Origin of the sequence: Pseudomonas sp. KCJK9058 (assembly GCF_046230975.1) — a bacterium.
Classification (GTDB): Bacteria; Pseudomonadota; Gammaproteobacteria; order Pseudomonadales; family Pseudomonadaceae; genus Aquipseudomonas; species Aquipseudomonas alloputida.
Genome location: NZ_JBJJLR010000008.1, coordinates 75,322 through 91,144, shown reverse-complemented (window position 1 = coordinate 91,144; position 15,823 = coordinate 75,322). Strand labels below are relative to the sequence as shown.

At 61.3% G+C, this 15,823-nt stretch carries 14 protein-coding genes and 1 tRNA gene; 11 read left to right on the top strand and 4 right to left on the bottom strand.

Annotation, left to right across the window (positions count from 1 at the left end):
- Window positions 1-82: 82 nt before the first annotated feature.
- Entirely contained in the window at window positions 83-1,537 is a 1,455-nt protein-coding gene (locus tag ACK59Z_RS07435; protein WP_108191736.1) for a TrkH family potassium uptake protein, read from the top strand.
- A gap of 92 nt (window positions 1,538-1,629) precedes the next feature.
- Here the strand turns inward: ACK59Z_RS07435 and ACK59Z_RS07430 are convergent, their stop codons facing one another.
- Window positions 1,630-3,603 carry a choline BCCT transporter BetT gene (locus ACK59Z_RS07430; RefSeq protein WP_019750946.1) on the bottom strand — a complete coding sequence of 658 codons (1,974 nt, stop codon included), beginning with the start codon at window positions 3,601-3,603 and terminating at the stop codon, window positions 1,630-1,632.
- A 303-nt stretch (window positions 3,604-3,906) separates the two neighbouring features.
- Between ACK59Z_RS07430 and nhaA the strand changes: the two genes are divergently transcribed.
- Together nhaA and ACK59Z_RS07420 are read left to right on the top strand one after the other, a co-directional pair.
- Window positions 3,907-5,268 (top strand): Na+/H+ antiporter NhaA, encoded by a 1,362-nt coding sequence (nhaA, locus tag ACK59Z_RS07425; RefSeq protein ID WP_108191735.1) that lies wholly within the window; start codon window positions 3,907-3,909, stop codon window positions 5,266-5,268.
- Between the two features lie 138 nt (window positions 5,269-5,406).
- On the top strand, window positions 5,407-6,768 hold the full coding sequence (locus tag ACK59Z_RS07420) for a chloride channel protein (RefSeq protein ID WP_258229850.1): 1,362 nt from the start codon (window positions 5,407-5,409) through the stop codon (window positions 6,766-6,768).
- Between the two features lie 148 nt (window positions 6,769-6,916).
- On the opposite strand, the gene ACK59Z_RS07415 is transcribed toward ACK59Z_RS07420, so the two are convergent.
- Window positions 6,917-7,004: transfer RNA gene (locus tag ACK59Z_RS07415), tRNA-Ser, on the bottom strand.
- 133 nt (window positions 7,005-7,137) lie between these two features.
- On the opposite strand from ACK59Z_RS07415, the gene ACK59Z_RS07410 reads away from it, so the two are divergent.
- The 8 genes from ACK59Z_RS07410 to ACK59Z_RS07375 all read left to right on the top strand — a co-directional run bounded on the left by ACK59Z_RS07410 (window position 7,138) and on the right by ACK59Z_RS07375 (window position 13,032).
- Window positions 7,138-7,809 (top strand): Bax inhibitor-1/YccA family protein, encoded by a 672-nt coding sequence (locus ACK59Z_RS07410; RefSeq protein ID WP_003251184.1) that lies wholly within the window; start codon window positions 7,138-7,140, stop codon window positions 7,807-7,809.
- A 314-nt stretch (window positions 7,810-8,123) separates the two neighbouring features.
- Entirely contained in the window at window positions 8,124-9,503 is a 1,380-nt protein-coding gene (locus ACK59Z_RS07405) for a nucleobase:cation symporter-2 family protein (RefSeq protein ID WP_003251186.1), read from the top strand.
- A gap of 95 nt (window positions 9,504-9,598) precedes the next feature.
- Window positions 9,599-9,991 (top strand): sulfurtransferase complex subunit TusD, encoded by a 393-nt coding sequence (gene tusD, locus ACK59Z_RS07400; protein ID WP_003251188.1) that lies wholly within the window; start codon window positions 9,599-9,601, stop codon window positions 9,989-9,991.
- 1 nt (window position 9,992) lies between these two features.
- The gene (tusC, locus tag ACK59Z_RS07395) at window positions 9,993-10,352 is read left to right on the top strand and encodes a sulfurtransferase complex subunit TusC (RefSeq protein WP_012051832.1); all 360 of its coding nucleotides are present in this window, start codon (window positions 9,993-9,995) and stop codon (window positions 10,350-10,352) included.
- On the top strand, window positions 10,352-10,648 hold the full coding sequence (gene tusB / locus ACK59Z_RS07390) for a sulfurtransferase complex subunit TusB (protein ID WP_003251193.1): 297 nt from the start codon (window positions 10,352-10,354) through the stop codon (window positions 10,646-10,648). The genes tusC and tusB overlap by 1 nt, the downstream gene beginning before the upstream one ends.
- Window positions 10,645-10,980, top strand: a complete 336-nt coding sequence (locus ACK59Z_RS07385) for a TusE/DsrC/DsvC family sulfur relay protein (protein ID WP_003251195.1) — start codon at window positions 10,645-10,647, stop codon at window positions 10,978-10,980. The genes tusB and ACK59Z_RS07385 overlap by 4 nt, the downstream gene beginning before the upstream one ends.
- Complete coding sequence (locus ACK59Z_RS07380; protein WP_010954805.1) at window positions 10,977-11,978, top strand: glycosyl transferase family protein; 1,002 nt, start codon at window positions 10,977-10,979, stop codon at window positions 11,976-11,978. The genes ACK59Z_RS07385 and ACK59Z_RS07380 overlap by 4 nt, the downstream gene beginning before the upstream one ends.
- A gap of 94 nt (window positions 11,979-12,072) precedes the next feature.
- Window positions 12,073-13,032, top strand: coding sequence for a glutathione S-transferase family protein (locus ACK59Z_RS07375; RefSeq protein WP_004576098.1), 960 nt, complete (start codon window positions 12,073-12,075; stop codon window positions 13,030-13,032).
- A gap of 105 nt (window positions 13,033-13,137) precedes the next feature.
- On the opposite strand, the gene cysG is transcribed toward ACK59Z_RS07375, so the two are convergent.
- Both cysG and serS read right to left on the bottom strand, forming a co-directional pair.
- Complete coding sequence (cysG, locus tag ACK59Z_RS07370; protein ID WP_409292712.1) at window positions 13,138-14,529, bottom strand: siroheme synthase CysG; 1,392 nt, start codon at window positions 14,527-14,529, stop codon at window positions 13,138-13,140.
- A complete protein-coding gene (serS, locus tag ACK59Z_RS07365; RefSeq protein WP_003251204.1) occupies window positions 14,530-15,810 on the bottom strand; it encodes a serine--tRNA ligase in 1,281 nt (426 codons plus the stop codon). It lies immediately after the preceding gene.
- Window positions 15,811-15,823: the final 13 nt, after the last annotated feature.

Genomic DNA, 15,823 nt, shown 5'->3' with positions numbered 1-15,823 from the left:
CGGCCGCGACTTTACGCCTTTTTTACTCGACATTACCGTAAAGCAAGCAATACTGCCGGCACTGTCCCAACGAGCTCCCTCAATGCCGCTGCCTGCATTGCGTTTCATCGCCTTCATTATCGGTGTATTCCTGATCACATTGGCCGTCAGCATGGTGATTCCGATGCTGACGTTGCTGTGGTACGACCGCAGCGACGACCTCGGTGCATTCGTCTGGTCGAGCCTGATCGTTCTGTGCGTCGGCCTGGTCATGGTAGCCCGGGGCGTCCCCGACATACCGCAACTGCGGACCAGGGACATGTATTTCCTCACGACGGCAAGCTGGGTCATCGTGTGTGCATTTGCGGCGCTGCCGATGGTGTTAATTCGCGACATCAGTTACACGGACGCGTTCTTCGAAACCATGTCGGGAATCACCACCACCGGCTCGACCGTGCTGACCGGCCTGGACAGTGCATCGCCGGGGCTGCTGATATGGCGTTCCCTGCTGCACTGGCTGGGAGGCATTGGTTTTATCGGCATGGCCGTGGCGATCCTGCCACTGCTGCGCGTGGGCGGTATGCGCCTGTTCCAGACCGAGTCTTCGGATTGGTCTGACAAAGTGACGCCGCGTTCGCATGTGGCAGCCAAGATGATCCTGCTGGTCTACCTGGGCCTGACTGCATTGGGGACATGTGCGTTGTGGGCTGCTGGCATGACCCCGTTCGAAGCCATCAATCATTCGATGTCGCTGATTTCAACCGGCGGTTACTCGACCTCGGATGCCTCGCTGGCTCATTGGCCACAGCCTGCGGTGCATTGGGTAGCTGTGGTCATCATGATACTCGGCAGCCTGCCTTTCACACTCTATGTCGCCACGCTGCGTGGCCATCGACGCATCCTGCTCACGGACCATCAAGTTCGCGGTTTCATTGGTTTTCTCGTCTTCGTCTGGCTCACCGTAGGAACCTGGCTCTGCCTGCACAGCGACCTGGCTTGGTGGGATGCGTTTCGTATCGTTGCGGTCAATGTGACCTCGGTGGTGACCACCACAGGCGTTGCCTTGGGTGATTACACGCTCTGGGGCAGCTTCGCCGTCATGCTGTTCTTTTACCTGACGTTCGTCGGCGGGTGCTCGGGCTCCACCGCCGGCGGTTTGAAAATATTCCGTTTCCAGGTGGCCGCTGCCTTGCTTGTCAGCAGCCTGAAACAGTTGATCCATCCACGGGCAACGATCTCGAAGAAATACAATGGCCACCCCATCGATGAAGAGATCGTACGGTCACTGCTGACGTTCTCCTTCTTCTTCTCCGTCACCATCGCAGTCATCGCCCTTGGCCTCTCTCTGATAGGGCTCGACTGGATGACGGCGTTGAGCGGGGCGGCCACCGCGGTGTGCAACGTCGGCCCAGGCCTGGGGACGATTATCGGACCTGTAGGTAATTTCGCCTCGTTGCCGGACGCAGCGAAATGGTTGCTGACGGTTGGCATGCTGCTTGGACGGCTCGAGATCCTCACCGTACTGGTACTGGTCTCGCCGGCCTTCTGGCGATTCTAGGCCTGGAGTCATACAACCAATCAGCCAGAAGACCTCTGGACGGTAGGTAATCCGCCCTGCCCTGACTACGCCAGGGCAGGGCCGAATCCACTTCAGCCCACCACGTGCAAGTAATGCAGGTGGCGTTCGTACTGATCCAGGATGTCGCCAATCACATCGTCACGGCTCCACCCCATGATGTCGTAGTCCTGGCCCCCTTCTCGCAAATGCACTTCCGCGCGGAAATACTTGCGGGCATCGGCACCGTCTTCGGTGTCCCGCATGACGAAGCTTGGCGTATTGAAGGCCCTTGGCCGCACCTCGTAGAGGAAACGTCCTTCACCGGCATGGGAGAGCTCCAGAGATACCCGCCCATCATCGCGCTCATTCACGCTCACCTCGTAGCCTTGCTTGCGCAACTCCTGGGCGACCTCTTCACAGGCCGGCCTCACCACCTCGGCGATAAAGCGCGTGACATGAACCCGGCGAGGCATCAATGCAATATTGCGCAGCCTCCGCTGCCAGCCGCCGTGTGGGTGGCGGGTATGGCGTGGGCCCGGCAAGGCTTGATTGCGCAACCCGCGGCGAGTCGCATCAAGACTCAGCGCCTTGAACAAGCCCCAAATCGCAACCAGCAGGATGACCGCGAACGGCAAAGCGCTCGCAATGGTCGCGGTCTGCAGCGCCTTCAGACCGTTCGCCAGCAGCAACGCGATCGCGACTGCGCCTATGCAGACTGACCAGAAGATCCGTTGCCACAGGGGTGAGTGACCTTGTCCGGAGGAGGCGAGCATATCCACGACCAGCGCACCAGAGTCCGCCGAGGTCACAAAGAACACGACCACCATCAGCACCGCGACCAGCGAAATGATGCTGGAGAACGGAAAATGCTCCAGGAAAGCAAACAACGCGAGGGAACTGTCCTCACTGACCACAGCAGCCAGATCCTTCACGCCATCGTTGAGGATCATATGGATTGCCGAGTCGCCGAACACGGTCATCCACAGCAAGGTGAAACCCGCAGGCACGAACAGTACGCCGCAGACGAATTCGCGGATGGTCCGCCCTCGCGAAATACGTGCGATGAACAAACCCACGAAGGGCGACCAGGACAACCACCAGCCCCAGTACAGCAAGGTCCAGCCGCCGATCCAGTCGGTGGGCTCGTAAGCGTAGAGATTGAAGGTTTTATTGACGATGTCCGAAAGGTAGGCGCCGGTATTCTGTACATAGGTCTGCAGCAGGAACACCGTAGGCCCAAGCAGCAGCACGAACAGCATCAGGATCACCGCCAGGCTCAGGTTGAGTTCGGACAGGATGCGAATACCTTTATCCAGGCCGCTAGCCACCGAAAGCGTCGCCAATGCGCAGGTGGCGGTGATGAGGATGACTTGCACGGTGGTGTTTACCGGCAAACCGAACACATGATGAAACCCGCTGTTGATCTGCAAGACCCCATAACCCAGCGAGGTGGCCACACCAAACACCGTGCCGAGGATGGCGAAGACATCCACGGCATGTCCTATAGGGCCATAGATTCGCTCACCGATCAGCGGATAGAGTGCCGAACGCAAGGTTAACGGAAGGCCATTGCGGAAGCTGAAGTAGGCCAGGATCAGCGCGACGATGGCATAGATCGCCCAAGCATGCAGGCCCCAGTGGAAAAAGGTGATTTTCATGGCTTCGCGCGCCGCGGCGACGGTGCCGGGATCGCCCACGGGTGGCGTGGAGAAATGCATGACCGGTTCGGCCACGCCGAAGAACATGAGGCCAATCCCCATTCCTGCCGAGAACAGCATGGCGAACCAACTGCTCTTTCGGTAATCCGGCTCACTGTGGTCAGGGCCTAGCTTGATGTCGCCATAGCGGCTGACGGCCAGAAACACCACGCTGATCAATACCAACGCTACGACAAGAATGTAGAACCAGCTGGCATTGGTGATGATCCATCGCTGGACTTGCTCGAACAGCGTTTGGGCATGCTCCTGAAATGCCGTGGCGTACAAGACCAACAGAAAAACAAGTATCGCACTGGTGTAGAAGACAGGTGGATTGAGGGTGCTCCTGGGTTTGGGGGCTGCAGTCATAGCGGCAGTTCTCCTTGCAAGGCGATGAGCACAGCGTGCCTGGGCACGACGACATTTACCAAGGCTAGCAGCTGGATAAACTCCCGTCCGCCAAGCTCGGCGTGCTCAAAAACAACCATAAACCCTACCGTCTGCAGGAAAAAATCTCAAACCGATGCCCCATTGGAGTGAATGGTTTGGCGCTTTTTATTCATCTGCGAGTGGTTATTCGGTAGACTACCGCACGGGTGCCAGCTGCACGGTGCAGTGGGGCAGGTTAAAGAACAGCGCAGGTCGGGCCGCCATGCGGGAGTACCTGTGCCTATGCATAAAGTAGAATTACCTCGCGCCCAGAAACTGGCTGAGCGTGCCTTCGCCAACCTTGAACGCTTTTTGCACATTGAAGCGGTCAGCGGCATCGTTCTGTTGATTGCCGCAGTCGCTGCATTGATTTGGGCGAATTCCCCGGCTGCCGACAGTTATGAAGCCCTTTGGCATACGCCGTTGACGTTCGGCGTAGGCTCGCATGTCTATTCGCAGTCTCTGCATTTCTGGATCAATGATGGCTTGATGACCATCTTTTTCCTGGTCGTGGGCATGGAGATCCGCCGCGAAATCCACGAAGGTGCACTGTCCAGCCTGCGCCAAGCCACACTCCCCATGGCAGCCGCTGTCGGCGGCGTAGCGGTACCCGCACTCCTCTACCTGAGTTTTGGTCACGCGTCGGCAGACCAGCAAGGCTGGGCCGTGCCAACGGCGACGGATATCGCCTTTGCGGTGGGCGTATTGGCCTTGCTCGGCAAGTCGATCCCGTCCAACGTACGTGTGTTCCTCCTCGCCCTGGCAATCATCGATGACATCATCGCAGTCCTGATCATCGCGTTCTTCTACTCAGGCGGCCTTGATTACACCGGTTTCGGCGTTGCACTGATCGGCCTGCTAATGGTAATCGGGCTTCAAAAGATCGGAGTGGGTTCAGCCTACGCCTATGTCCTTCCCGGTGCGATCGTCTGGCTGGGCATCTTGTTGACCGGAGCCCACCCGACCCTTGCAGGCGTTGTGCTGGGCCTGATGACACCTGTGACCGCGATGCCGATGCGTGAGCGCCCACTGGATGCCATTACCCGCTTCACCGGCGAATTGCTGGGGCGCGCCAAGGCGCCTGAGCAAGATGCCAGCGAGCTCATGGACCCGTTGAAACGACTGCGCCTGGCCCAGCGCGAACTGCTGCCGCCGGTGGTGCGCATGCAAGGTACCCTGCACCCCTGGGTAGCCTTCGGCATCATGCCGGTGTTTGCCTTGGCCAACGCCGGGGTCAGCCTTTCGGGTGTCGACCTGTCCGTTGAAGGCCCCCAGTGGGTCATGATCGCCGTCGCTGTCGCCCTGGTAGCAGGAAAGCCGTTGGGCATCGTCAGCGTCAGTTGGCTGATGGTCCGCCTGGGCTGGTGCGTGCTTCCCGCCGAGGTCAACTGGCGTAGCATTGTCCTGGTCGGGCTGCTGGCAGGTATCGGTTTCACCATGTCGATCTTCATCGCCAACCTCGCGTTCGTCGACCCTGGCTCACTTGGGGCAGCGAAACTCGGCGTGCTATCCGCGTCGTTGATCGCGGCCGTGCTGGGGTTGACCTGGGGGGTGTGGAGCCTGCGTAGCGCAGCGTCTGCTACCAAAGCAGGTTCGCCCACCTAGCCACGTTTCGAGACTGGCGATCCCTTGCAGTCGGGCAAGCGGATCGCCACTCCCGGCGCGGCTACAACCTGTGTCGGGTAGGCCTGTGCGGGAAAACACGCCATACTCTCGGTTTTCCAAGTCAGCCATGTGTGGACAATGTCCGACCCTACCCGACCTGCTCCTTCACTCCCCCGCCGTTCACGCTGGCGAGAATGGCGTCAGCGACTGGCGTTCTGGATCGGGGCATTGCTGGTGGGGCTCGTTGCGCTGGCATTCGCCTGGCTAGCCGACGCGGCGTTCGCTTCGTTCAAGCGCTTGCTGGAATGGGCCCCCTGGTCACCTCTTCTCATCACTCCGCTGGGTTTCGCGGCCCTGGCTTATCTGACGCAACGATGGTTTGAAAATGCCAAGGGTAGCGGCATTCCCCAAGTCATCGCCGCCCTGGAAATGCCCTCTCGCCGGCTGCGCGCTCGATTACTCTCGCTCCCCGTGGCGGCAGCACGCATGAGTCTGACGTTGGGCGCCCTGCTGGTCGGCGGTTCGGTTGGCCGGGAAGGCCCGACCGTCCACATCGGCGCCGCAGTGCTCTATTCCTTTGGCCGACGCCTAGGCCTGCACGGCCGGCGCACCATCGCTGGCCTGGTTCTAGCCGGAGGCGCTGCGGGTATTGCGGCAGCCTTCAATACACCGCTAGCGGGGGTAGTCTTTGCCATTGAGGAATTGAGCCGCACGTTCGAGCAACGTTTCAGTGGCTTGGTGCTCACTGCGGTGCTGATCGGCGGGGTCGTGACGCTGGGGCTGATGGGGCATTACGCCTACTTTGGAGAGATCAGCGGTCGGATGCCGGTGGGCTGGGGCTGGAGCGTCGTTCCTGCCTGTGCAGTGCTGGGCGGGCTGCTGGGTGGTTTTTACGCCAAGCTTGTGCTGCCCACCGACAAGGGCATACTCGGCCAGGTCTGTACGTTACGCGGACGCTATCCAGTGCGCTTTGCTGCCATCTGTGGGTTGCTGCTGGCCACCTTGGGGCTCGTCTCTGGGAATCATGTATTCGGCACCGGGTATGAAGAAACACGTGCGTTGCTGGAGGGGCAGCCGATCACGGACACAAGCTTTCTCCTGTTGAAGTTTCTGGCCAACGTCGCGTCCTATCTCTCCGGGATTCCAGGCGGGCTCTTTTCGCCGTCACTGAGCATCGGCGCCGCCTTTGCGCCGCTGTTGAGCTTGCTGCCCGATATTGACCCTCAGGCAGCCGCACTTCTCGGCATGGGCGCATACCTGGCCGGTGTGACACGCTCGCCACTGACCGCCTCGGTCATCGTGCTTGAACTGACACACAGCCCGGACCTGGCCATTCCCATGTTGGCCGCGACACTGATGGCGGCGGCGATCTCTGGATGGGTGTCTCCAGTCTCGCTTTACCATGCCTTGGCCAAGCAGATTACCGACAAGCTTCATGCTGCCGCGTCTTCTTCCACAGAACCCGCCGCTCGCCAACCGAGCGCTACCGAAAAACCTTGAGCAGCACCAAGCCTGCCCTGCCAGACGTTAACGGGTAGTCAGGTAGCGGGAATGTACGGGGGAGATGGCGCTCCCGATGGCGTTCCCATGGTTGGCTTTTCTATACCCCAAAAACGCAAAAAGCCCTGAATAATCAGGGCTTTGAATATGGCGGAAGCGTAGAGATTCGAACTCTAGGATAGTTGCCCATCGACGGTTTTCAAGACCGTTGCCTTAAACCACTCGGCCACGCTTCCAGCTCGTTTTGCGGCCGCCATAATACCTTAATGAAACACGCTGTCAAACTCTCTGTGTCGTGGGTTGCAGGAGCAATGGTAGACTCCTAGCATCTGAACGTCCGAAACCACAGGTTTACCAAGGAGTATCGCCATGCGCGAACAGGATTACGCCGTCCACCACGGCCAGCAGGTCGAGCAGCAGGAGATCAGCAAGGTCCTGCGCAACACGTACAGCCTGCTGGCGCTTACTCTCGCCTTCAGCGGTGTCATGGCTTTCGTTGCCCAGCAGATGCGCGTCGGCTACCCGAACGTGTTCGTGGTGCTGATCGGCTTCTACGGGCTGTTCTTCCTTACCAACAAACTGCGTGATTCGGCCTGGGGCCTGGTGTCCACCTTCGCGCTTACCGGCTTCATGGGCTTCATCCTCGGCCCGATCCTCAACCGTTACCTGGGCATGGCCGGTGGCGCCGAGGTAGTGAGCTCCGCGTTCGCCATGACTGCGCTGGTATTTGGTGGTCTGTCGGCCTACGTGCTGATCACCCGCAAGGACATGAGCTTCCTCAGCGGCTTCATCACTGCAGGTTTCTTCGTTCTGCTGGGTGCTGTCGTTGCCAGCTTCTTCTTCCAGATCAGCGGCCTGCAACTGGCAATCAGCGCTGGCTTCGTGCTGTTCTCGTCGGTCTGCATCCTGTTCCAGACCAGCGCGATCATTCATGGCGGCGAGCGTAACTACATCATGGCGACCATCAGCCTGTATGTGTCGATCTACAACCTGTTTGTCAGCCTGCTGCAGTTGTTTGGCATCATGGGTCGTGACGACTGATTGATTGCTGTACCGCAAGAAGCCCGCTTAGGCGGGCTTTTTTGTAGGCGCTGGAAATGGGGCGGGCTGCGGGATGTTCGTCGGAAGAGGTTCAGCGCCTGATAGATCGAGCGGCGCCCGCGCAGCGCATCGCGAGCAAGTTCGCTCCTACATCAGTTTCGAGCCAATTATGCCGGCAACCGCAATAACTGACCAAAAAGTCAGATAACAAGGCAAATGGTCGCCGATCATGCCGCCATCCTGCTTTTCTCTACCGCTATCTTTCATCACCCCGTAGAATGCGCTCCTTTTTTCTTCCGGGGCGGCTTTCAGCAATGAGCTCACACGAACACAGCCCAGGCGCAGCGGCGCCTGCCAATGAACTGGTGCTTGGTCTGGAGGACAAGCCACGGCTGTTGATCGGCCTGTTGGCAGCCCTGCAGCACCTGCTGGCGATCATCGTACCTATCGTCACCCCTGGCCTGCTGATCTGCCAGGCGTTGGGTGTATCTGCACGTGATACCAATCTGATCGTTTCGATGTCGCTGGTGATCTCGGGTATCGCCACCTTCGTCCAGTGCAAACGCTTCGGCCCATTTGGCGCGGGGCTGCTGATCGTTCAGGGCACCAGCTTCAACTTCGTCGGCCCGCTGATTGCCGGCGGTGCGCTGATGGTCAAGCAAGGTACGCCGGTTGAGGGCGTAATGGCGGCCATTTTTGGTGTGGTAATCGCAGGCTCGTTCGTCGAGATGGGCGTGTCGCGCATCCTGCCCTTCGTCAAACGCCTGATCACCCCGCTGGTGACTGGCATCGTGGTGTTGATGATCGGCCTGACGCTGATCAAGGTCGGCCTGATCAGCATGGGCGGTGGCTTTGGTGCCATGGCCAATGGCACCTTTGCCAATGGCGAAAACCTGCTGATGTCGGGCGTGGTATTGGCGATCATCGTCGTTCTCAACCGTATCCCGGTGGTGTGGATGCGCAGCTGCGCCATCGTCATCGCCCTCGCGGTCGGCTATGCGCTGGCCGGTTTCCTGGGCCGCCTGGACTTTACCGGCATGCACGAGGCCGCGCTGTTCCAGGTGCCGACACCGCTGCACTTTGGCCTGGGCTTCTCGTGGGCGCTGTTCATTCCGATGCTGGTGATCTACCTGGTCACTTCGCTGGAAGCCATCGGTGACGTTACCGCCACCAGCAAGGTGTCGCGCCAGCCGGTCGAAGGGCCGGTGTGGATGCAGCGGATCAAAGGGGGCGTGCTGGTCAACGGCGCCAACTCGCTGCTGGCCGGTCTGTTCAACACCTTCCCTAGCTCGATCTTTGCCCAGAACAACGGGGTGATTCAGCTGACCGGTATTGCCAGCCGTCATATCGGTATGTGGATTGCCGTAATGCTGGTGTTGCTGGGTCTGTTCCCGAGTGTTGCCGGGGTGATTCAGGCCGTGCCGGAGCCGGTGCTGGGCGGCGCGGCGATGGTCATGTTTGGCGCGGTTGCGGCGTCGGGTATCAATATTCTGGCCAGCACCCGGCTGGACCGTCGGGCGCTGCTGATTATTGCGGTGTCGTTGGCGCTGGGGCTTGGCGTGGCGCAGGTGCCGGAATTCCTGGCGCACATGCCGGCGGCGATTCGCAACGTGCTGGAGTCGGGCGTGGCTACCGGGGGGATTTGTGCGCTGGTGCTGAACTGGTTCTTGCCGGAGGGCAAGGAGCAGGCTTGAACCTGGAGAGTGAATGATAAGCCCGCGCCCGCTTGCACAAGCGGGTGCGGGCTTTTTTGCTTTATCATGGCACCATTCCTTTGCATGAGTTAGCCATGAAATTCGCTATCGCGGTGTTCTCCCCGGCCCATGCGCCCTCTTCGCGACGCGCCCTGCGCTTCGCCGAGGCGGTGCTGGCCGGCGGGCATGAGATTGCCCGACTGTTCTTCTATCAGGACGGGGTGCACAGTGCCTCGGCCAACGTCGTCGCCCCCCAGGACGAACTGGACGTGGCTGGCCAGTGGCGCACGTTCATACAGACCCATCAGCTGGACGCCGTGGTGTGTATCGCCGCCGCCCTGCGCCGTGGCGTGCTCGACGAAGCCGAGGCCAACCGCTACCAGCGCCCGGCCGTGAACCTGCCCAAGCCCTGGGAACTGTCGGGGCTGGGCCAACTGCACGAGGCCGCGCAAGTGGCCGATCGTCTTGTCTGCTTCGGAGGCGACTGATATGGCCAAGTCTTTGTTGATCATCAGCCGTCAGGCACCGTGGAATGGCCCCTCTGCCCGCGAGGCGCTGGACATCGCCCTGGCCGGCGGCGCGTTCGACCTGCCGTTGGGCATGCTGTTCCTCGACGATGGTGTGTTCCAGCTCGCGCCGGACCAGCAACCCACCGCCGTGCAACAGAAGAACCTGGCCGCCAACCTGCAGGCGCTGCCGATGTTCGGTGTCGAAGAACTGTTCGCCTGCAACCACAGCCTGGCCCGCCGCGGCCTGGCAGCCGAGACCCTGGCGCTGCCGGTGCAAGTGCTCGATGACGCAGCGCTGACCGCGCTGATAGCCCGTTTCGACCAGGTGATAACGCTCTGATGAAGACCCTGCATGTAATTGCCCATTCCCCGTTTGGCGACGAGCGCCTGGCCAGTTGCCTGCGCCTGCTCGGTGCCGAAGATGCCCTGCTGCTGTGCGGCGATGCCGTGTATGCCCTGCGCAGCGGCAGCGAGCCGCATGGCCATCTGCAAGCCGCCGGCCTGGCCCAGCGCCTGTTCGCCCTGGACGAGGATGTACAGGCCCGCGCGGTCGGCAACGACCTGGCAAAGGCCGTGGACTACGCCGGGTTCGTCGAACTGTCGCTGCAATACGATAAGGTCAACAGCTGGCTATGAATACGCTCACCGTTGGCGATCAGGCGATCGCCCTGGACAAGGATGGCTTCCTGGTCGACCTGCAAGACTGGTCCCACGACGCCGCCGAGGCGTTGGCCAAGCGCGAGGGTATCCCGTTGACGGCGGACCACTGGGAAATCCTCGAACTGCTCCGTCAGTTCTACCAGGAATACCAGCTGTCTCCGGCCACCCGCCCGCTGATCAAGTACACAGCCCTCAAGCTGGGCCCTGAAAAGGGCAACAGCCCGCACCTTAACCGCCTGTTCAACGGCACCCCCGCCAAACTTGCCGCCAAGCTGGCGGGCCTGCCCAAGCCGACCAACTGCATATGACTGAACCTCGTCCGCTCACTCTGGAAACCCCCGCCGAACACCCGTTCGCCGAATTCGTGCGCATTCTCGGCAAAGGCAAGCGCGGCGCGCGTGGCCTGACCCGCGAGGAGGCCCGTGCAGCCATGACCCTGCTGCTGGAAGGCAAGGTCGAAGACACCCAGCTCGGTGCCTTCCTCATGCTGCTGCGGCACAAGGAAGAAAGCGCCGAAGAGCTGGCCGGCTTCACCGAGGCCCTGCGCGCCCACCTGCAGGCGCCGCGCATCGCCGTTGACCTGGACTGGCCCACGTACGCCGGCAAGAAGCGTCACCTGCCCTGGTACCTGCTGGCCGCCAAGTGCCTGGCCAACAATGGCGTGCGCATCCTGATGCACGGCGGTGGCGCACACACTGCCGGGCGTATGTATACAGAGCAACTGCTCGACCTGCTGCAGATTCCGCTGTGCCGCGACTGGGCCGCCGTCGGCAACGCGCTGGACCAGCACCAGCTGGCATTCTTCCCGCTGCACGACTGGGCGCCGCAGCTGCAACGCATGATCGACCTGCGCAATACCCTGGGCCTGCGCTCGCCCATCCACTCGCTGGCGCGAGTGCTCAACCCGCTGGGCGCTCGCTGTGGATTGCAGAGCATCTTTCACCCCGGTTACCAGGCCGTGCACCGCGAGGCCAGCCGCTTGCTGGGCGACCATGCCGTGGTGATCAAGGGTGATGGCGGCGAAATCGAGGTCAATCCCGATGTCATCAGCCATCTCTACGGCACCACGGCGGGTGAGGCGTGGGATGAAGAGTGGCCAGCGTTGAGCGAACGCCGCCATGTCAAGCCGCCCAGCCTGCAGGCAGAGCACTTGCTGGCGTTCTGGCGTGGCGAAGTGGAAGACAGTTATGGCGAGAAGGCCCTGATTGCGACCATGGCGCTGGCCCTGCGTGGCTTGGGACAGCATCGCGAGCAGGCCTTCGTAACAGCGCAAGGCTATTGGGATACTCGAAATAGATCGATTTAGCCGATAATAGAACCCCGATCTTTGCGCTATTTCTTCGAACGATTTGGCCTAGACTGGGCTCCAACGACAAACAACTTTGTTTCAGGAGCTCACAATGGGCCTATTGATCGACGGCCGCTGGCACGACCAGTGGTATGAAAACGGCAAGGATGGCACGTTCAAGCGTGAGAATGCCCAGCGCCGCAATCAGCTGCCCGCCCCCGAGGCCGGCCGCTACCACCTGTATGTGTCGCTGGCCTGCCCGTGGGCCCACCGCACCCTGATCTTTCGCGCGCTGAAAGGCCTGGAGCCGTTGATCGACGTGTCGGTGGTCAGCTGGCTGATGCAGGACCATGGCTGGACCTTCGATCAGCAGCAAGGCTCCAGCGGGGACCACCTAGACGCCCTGCAGTACCTGCACCAGCGCTACACCCAGGATGACCCGCACTACACAGGACGCGTGACGGTGCCTGTACTGTGGGACAAGAAAGAGAAGCGCATCGTCAACAATGAGTCGGCAGAAATCATCCGCATTTTCAACAGCGCATTCAACGAGCTGACCGGCAATACCCTGGACCTTTACCCCGCATCGCTGCGCCCGACCATCGAAGCACTGAACGCGCGTATCTACCCCGCGGTGAACAACGGCGTGTACCGCGCAGGCTTTGCTACCACGCAAGACGCTTACGAGGCTGCCTTCGACGACGTGTTCAACGAGCTGGATTACCTGGAAGCCTTGCTAGGCCGCAATCGCTACCTGGCGGGTGAGTACCTGACCGAGGCTGATGTACGCCTGTTCACTACACTGGTGCGCTTCGATGCGGTGTACCACGGGCACTTCAAGTGCAACCTGCGCCGCCTGAGCGACTACCACAACCTGTCGAACTGGCTGCGTGAGCTGTACCAGTGGCCTGGGGTGGCGGGTACGGTGAACATGGAGCATATCCAGAAGCACTATTACATGAGCCACAAGACCATCAACCCGAACGGGATTGTGCCTAAAGGGCCTTTGCAGGATTTTGGCTTGCCGCATGATCGAGAGCGGTTGGTGGGCAAAGGGATTTGGCAGGCTTGAGAAAGCCGGGGCTGCTTTGCAACCCATCGCGACACAAGGCCCACACACAAGGGCCTTGCAATGCCTGGGGCATGTGCGATGGGCCACAAAGCGGCCCCAACGATTTCAGCTGTTCTGCGAACCTTCGAACCAGGCCAGCTTGTCACGCAACTGCACCACCTCCCCCACAATCACCAGGGTCGGCGCATGCACCTCGTGCTGGGCCACCAGGTCTGGCAAGTCCGCCAAGGTGCCGGTGAACACGCGCTGATTACGCGTGGTCCCCTGCTGCACCAACGCCGCCGGGGTACTCGCGGCACGCCCGTGGCGAATCAGCTCGGCACAGATGGTCGGCAAGCCCACCAACCCCATGTAGAACACCAAGGTCTGCGCCGGCGCAACCAGGTCATTCCACGGCAGGTTGCTGGTGCCATCCTTGAGGTGCCCGGTGACGAAGCGCACCGACTGGGCATAGTCGCGGTGAGTCAGCGGAATGCCGCCATACGCCGAGCAACCGCTGGCCGCGGTAATGCCCGGCACCACCTGGAACGGAATGCCATGCTCGGCCAGCTCTTCGATCTCTTCGCCGCCCCGGCCGAAGATGAACGGGTCGCCACCCTTCAGGCGCAGCACCCGCTTGCCCTGCCGGGCCAGGTCGACCAACAGGCGGTTGATCTGGTCCTGCGGCACTGAATGGTCAGCGCGGCGCTTGCCTACATAGATGCGCTCGGCATCACGACGACACATATCGATGATGGCGGGCGCAACCAGGCGGTCGTACAGCACCACGTCGGCCTGCTGCATCAGGCGCAAGGCACGGAAGGTCAGCAAGTCCGGATCACCCGGGCCTGCACCAACCAAATACACCTCACCACCCTGCTGCACCGGTGCGCCGTCTACCATCGCCTGCAACAGACGTTCGGCTTCAGCACCCTGCCCGGCCAACTGACGCTCGGCGATCGGCCCCTGGAATACGGTTTCCCAGAAGCCCCGACGCTGGTTGACATCCGGGTACAGGGATTTGACCTTGTGCCGAAAGCGTGCCGCCAGCCCGGCCAACTCACCATAGGCCGAAGGGATCCATGCCTCGAGCTTGGCTCGAATCAGGCGCGCCAGTACCGGGGCGTCACCGCCGCTGGAAACAGCAATAACCAGCGGCGAGCGGTCTACGATCGCCGGGAAGATCACCGTACACAGGGCCGGCGCATCCACCACATTGACCGGCAGGCTAAGTGCCTGCGCATCAGACGACACCTGGGCATTCAGCGCAGGGTCGTCGGTCGCCGCGATCACCAGCCGGCAACCAACCAGGTCGGCTGCCTGATAGCCACGCACCAGCACCTCACCGCCACCTTCCCGGGCCAACGCCGCCAACTGGCCGTCGACGTCCGGCGCCACCACGCGCAGCACACCGCCGGCATCGGCCAGCAGGCGTGCCTTGCGCAAGGCGATCTCACCGCCACCGACGACCAGCACGCGGCCGCCCTGCAGCTTGTGGAACAGCGGCAGGTAATCCATTTAGCGGATGACCTCGACGCCGCCCATGTAAGGCTTCAGCACTTCCGGCACCAGGATCGAACCGTCGGCCTGCTGGTAGTTTTCCAGCACAGCCACCAGGGTACGGCCTACGGCCAGACCGGAGCCGTTGAGCGTGTGTACCAGCTCTGGCTTGCCGGTTTCCGGGTTACGCCAGCGAGCCTGCATGCGGCGCGCCTGGAAGTCACCACAGTTGGAGCACGAGCTGATTTCGCGGTACTTGTCCTGGCTCGGCACCCACACTTCCAGGTCGTAGGTTTTCACCGCACCAAAGCCCATGTCGCCAGTGCACAGGGCCAGCACGCGGTATGGCAGCTCAAGCAACTGCAGCACGCGCTCGGCGTTGGCGGTCAGGCCTTCCAGGGCTTCCATCGACTTGGACGGCTCTACCACCTGCACCATCTCGACTTTGTCGAACTGGTGCTGGCGGATCATGCCGCGGGTGTCACGGCCAGAAGCGCCGGCTTCGCTGCGGAAGCAAGGGGTGTGGGCAACCAGTTTGAGCGGCAGCTGCTTGGCGTCGAGGATTTCACCCGCCACCAGGTTGGTCAGCGACACTTCGGCGGTCGGGATCAGGTAGAAGTCAGCCTCGCCTTCGCGGGTGATCTTGAACAGGTCTTCCTCAAACTTCGGCAACTGGCCAGTGCCCTGCAGCGCGGGCGCCTGCACCATGTACGGGGTGTAGTGTTCCTCGTAGCCATGTTCGCCGGTGTGCAGGTTGATCATGAACTGCGCCAGGGCGCGGTGCAGACGGGCAACCGGACCACGCAGCACAGCAAAACGGGCACCGGACAGCTTGGCAGCCGCTTCGAAGTCCAGGCCACCGCTGATTTCACCGAGGGCCACATGGTCCTTGATTTCGAAATCGAACGCCTTCGGCGTGCCCCAACGGCGCACTTCGACGTTGTCGTCTTCACTGGCGCCGACCGGCACGCTGGCGTCCGGCAGGTTGGGAATGGTCAGCAAGATGCTATCCAGCTCGGCCTGAATGGCGTCCAGCTCAGCCTTGCCGGCAGCCAGTTCGTTGGCCATGCGCTCGACGTCCGCCATCAGCGGGGCGATGTCTTCGCCCTTGGCCTTGGCCTGGCCGATGGACTTGGAACGGGCGTTACGCTCAGCCTGCAGCTGTTCGGTGCGGGTCTGCACCGCCTTGCGGCGCTCTTCCAGTGATTCGATGCGCGCGACATCCAGGCTGAAGCCACGGGAGGCCAGGCGATCCGCCACTTCCTGAAGTTGGCCGCGTAACAGTTTGGAATCGAGCATATCGTTCTCTCGT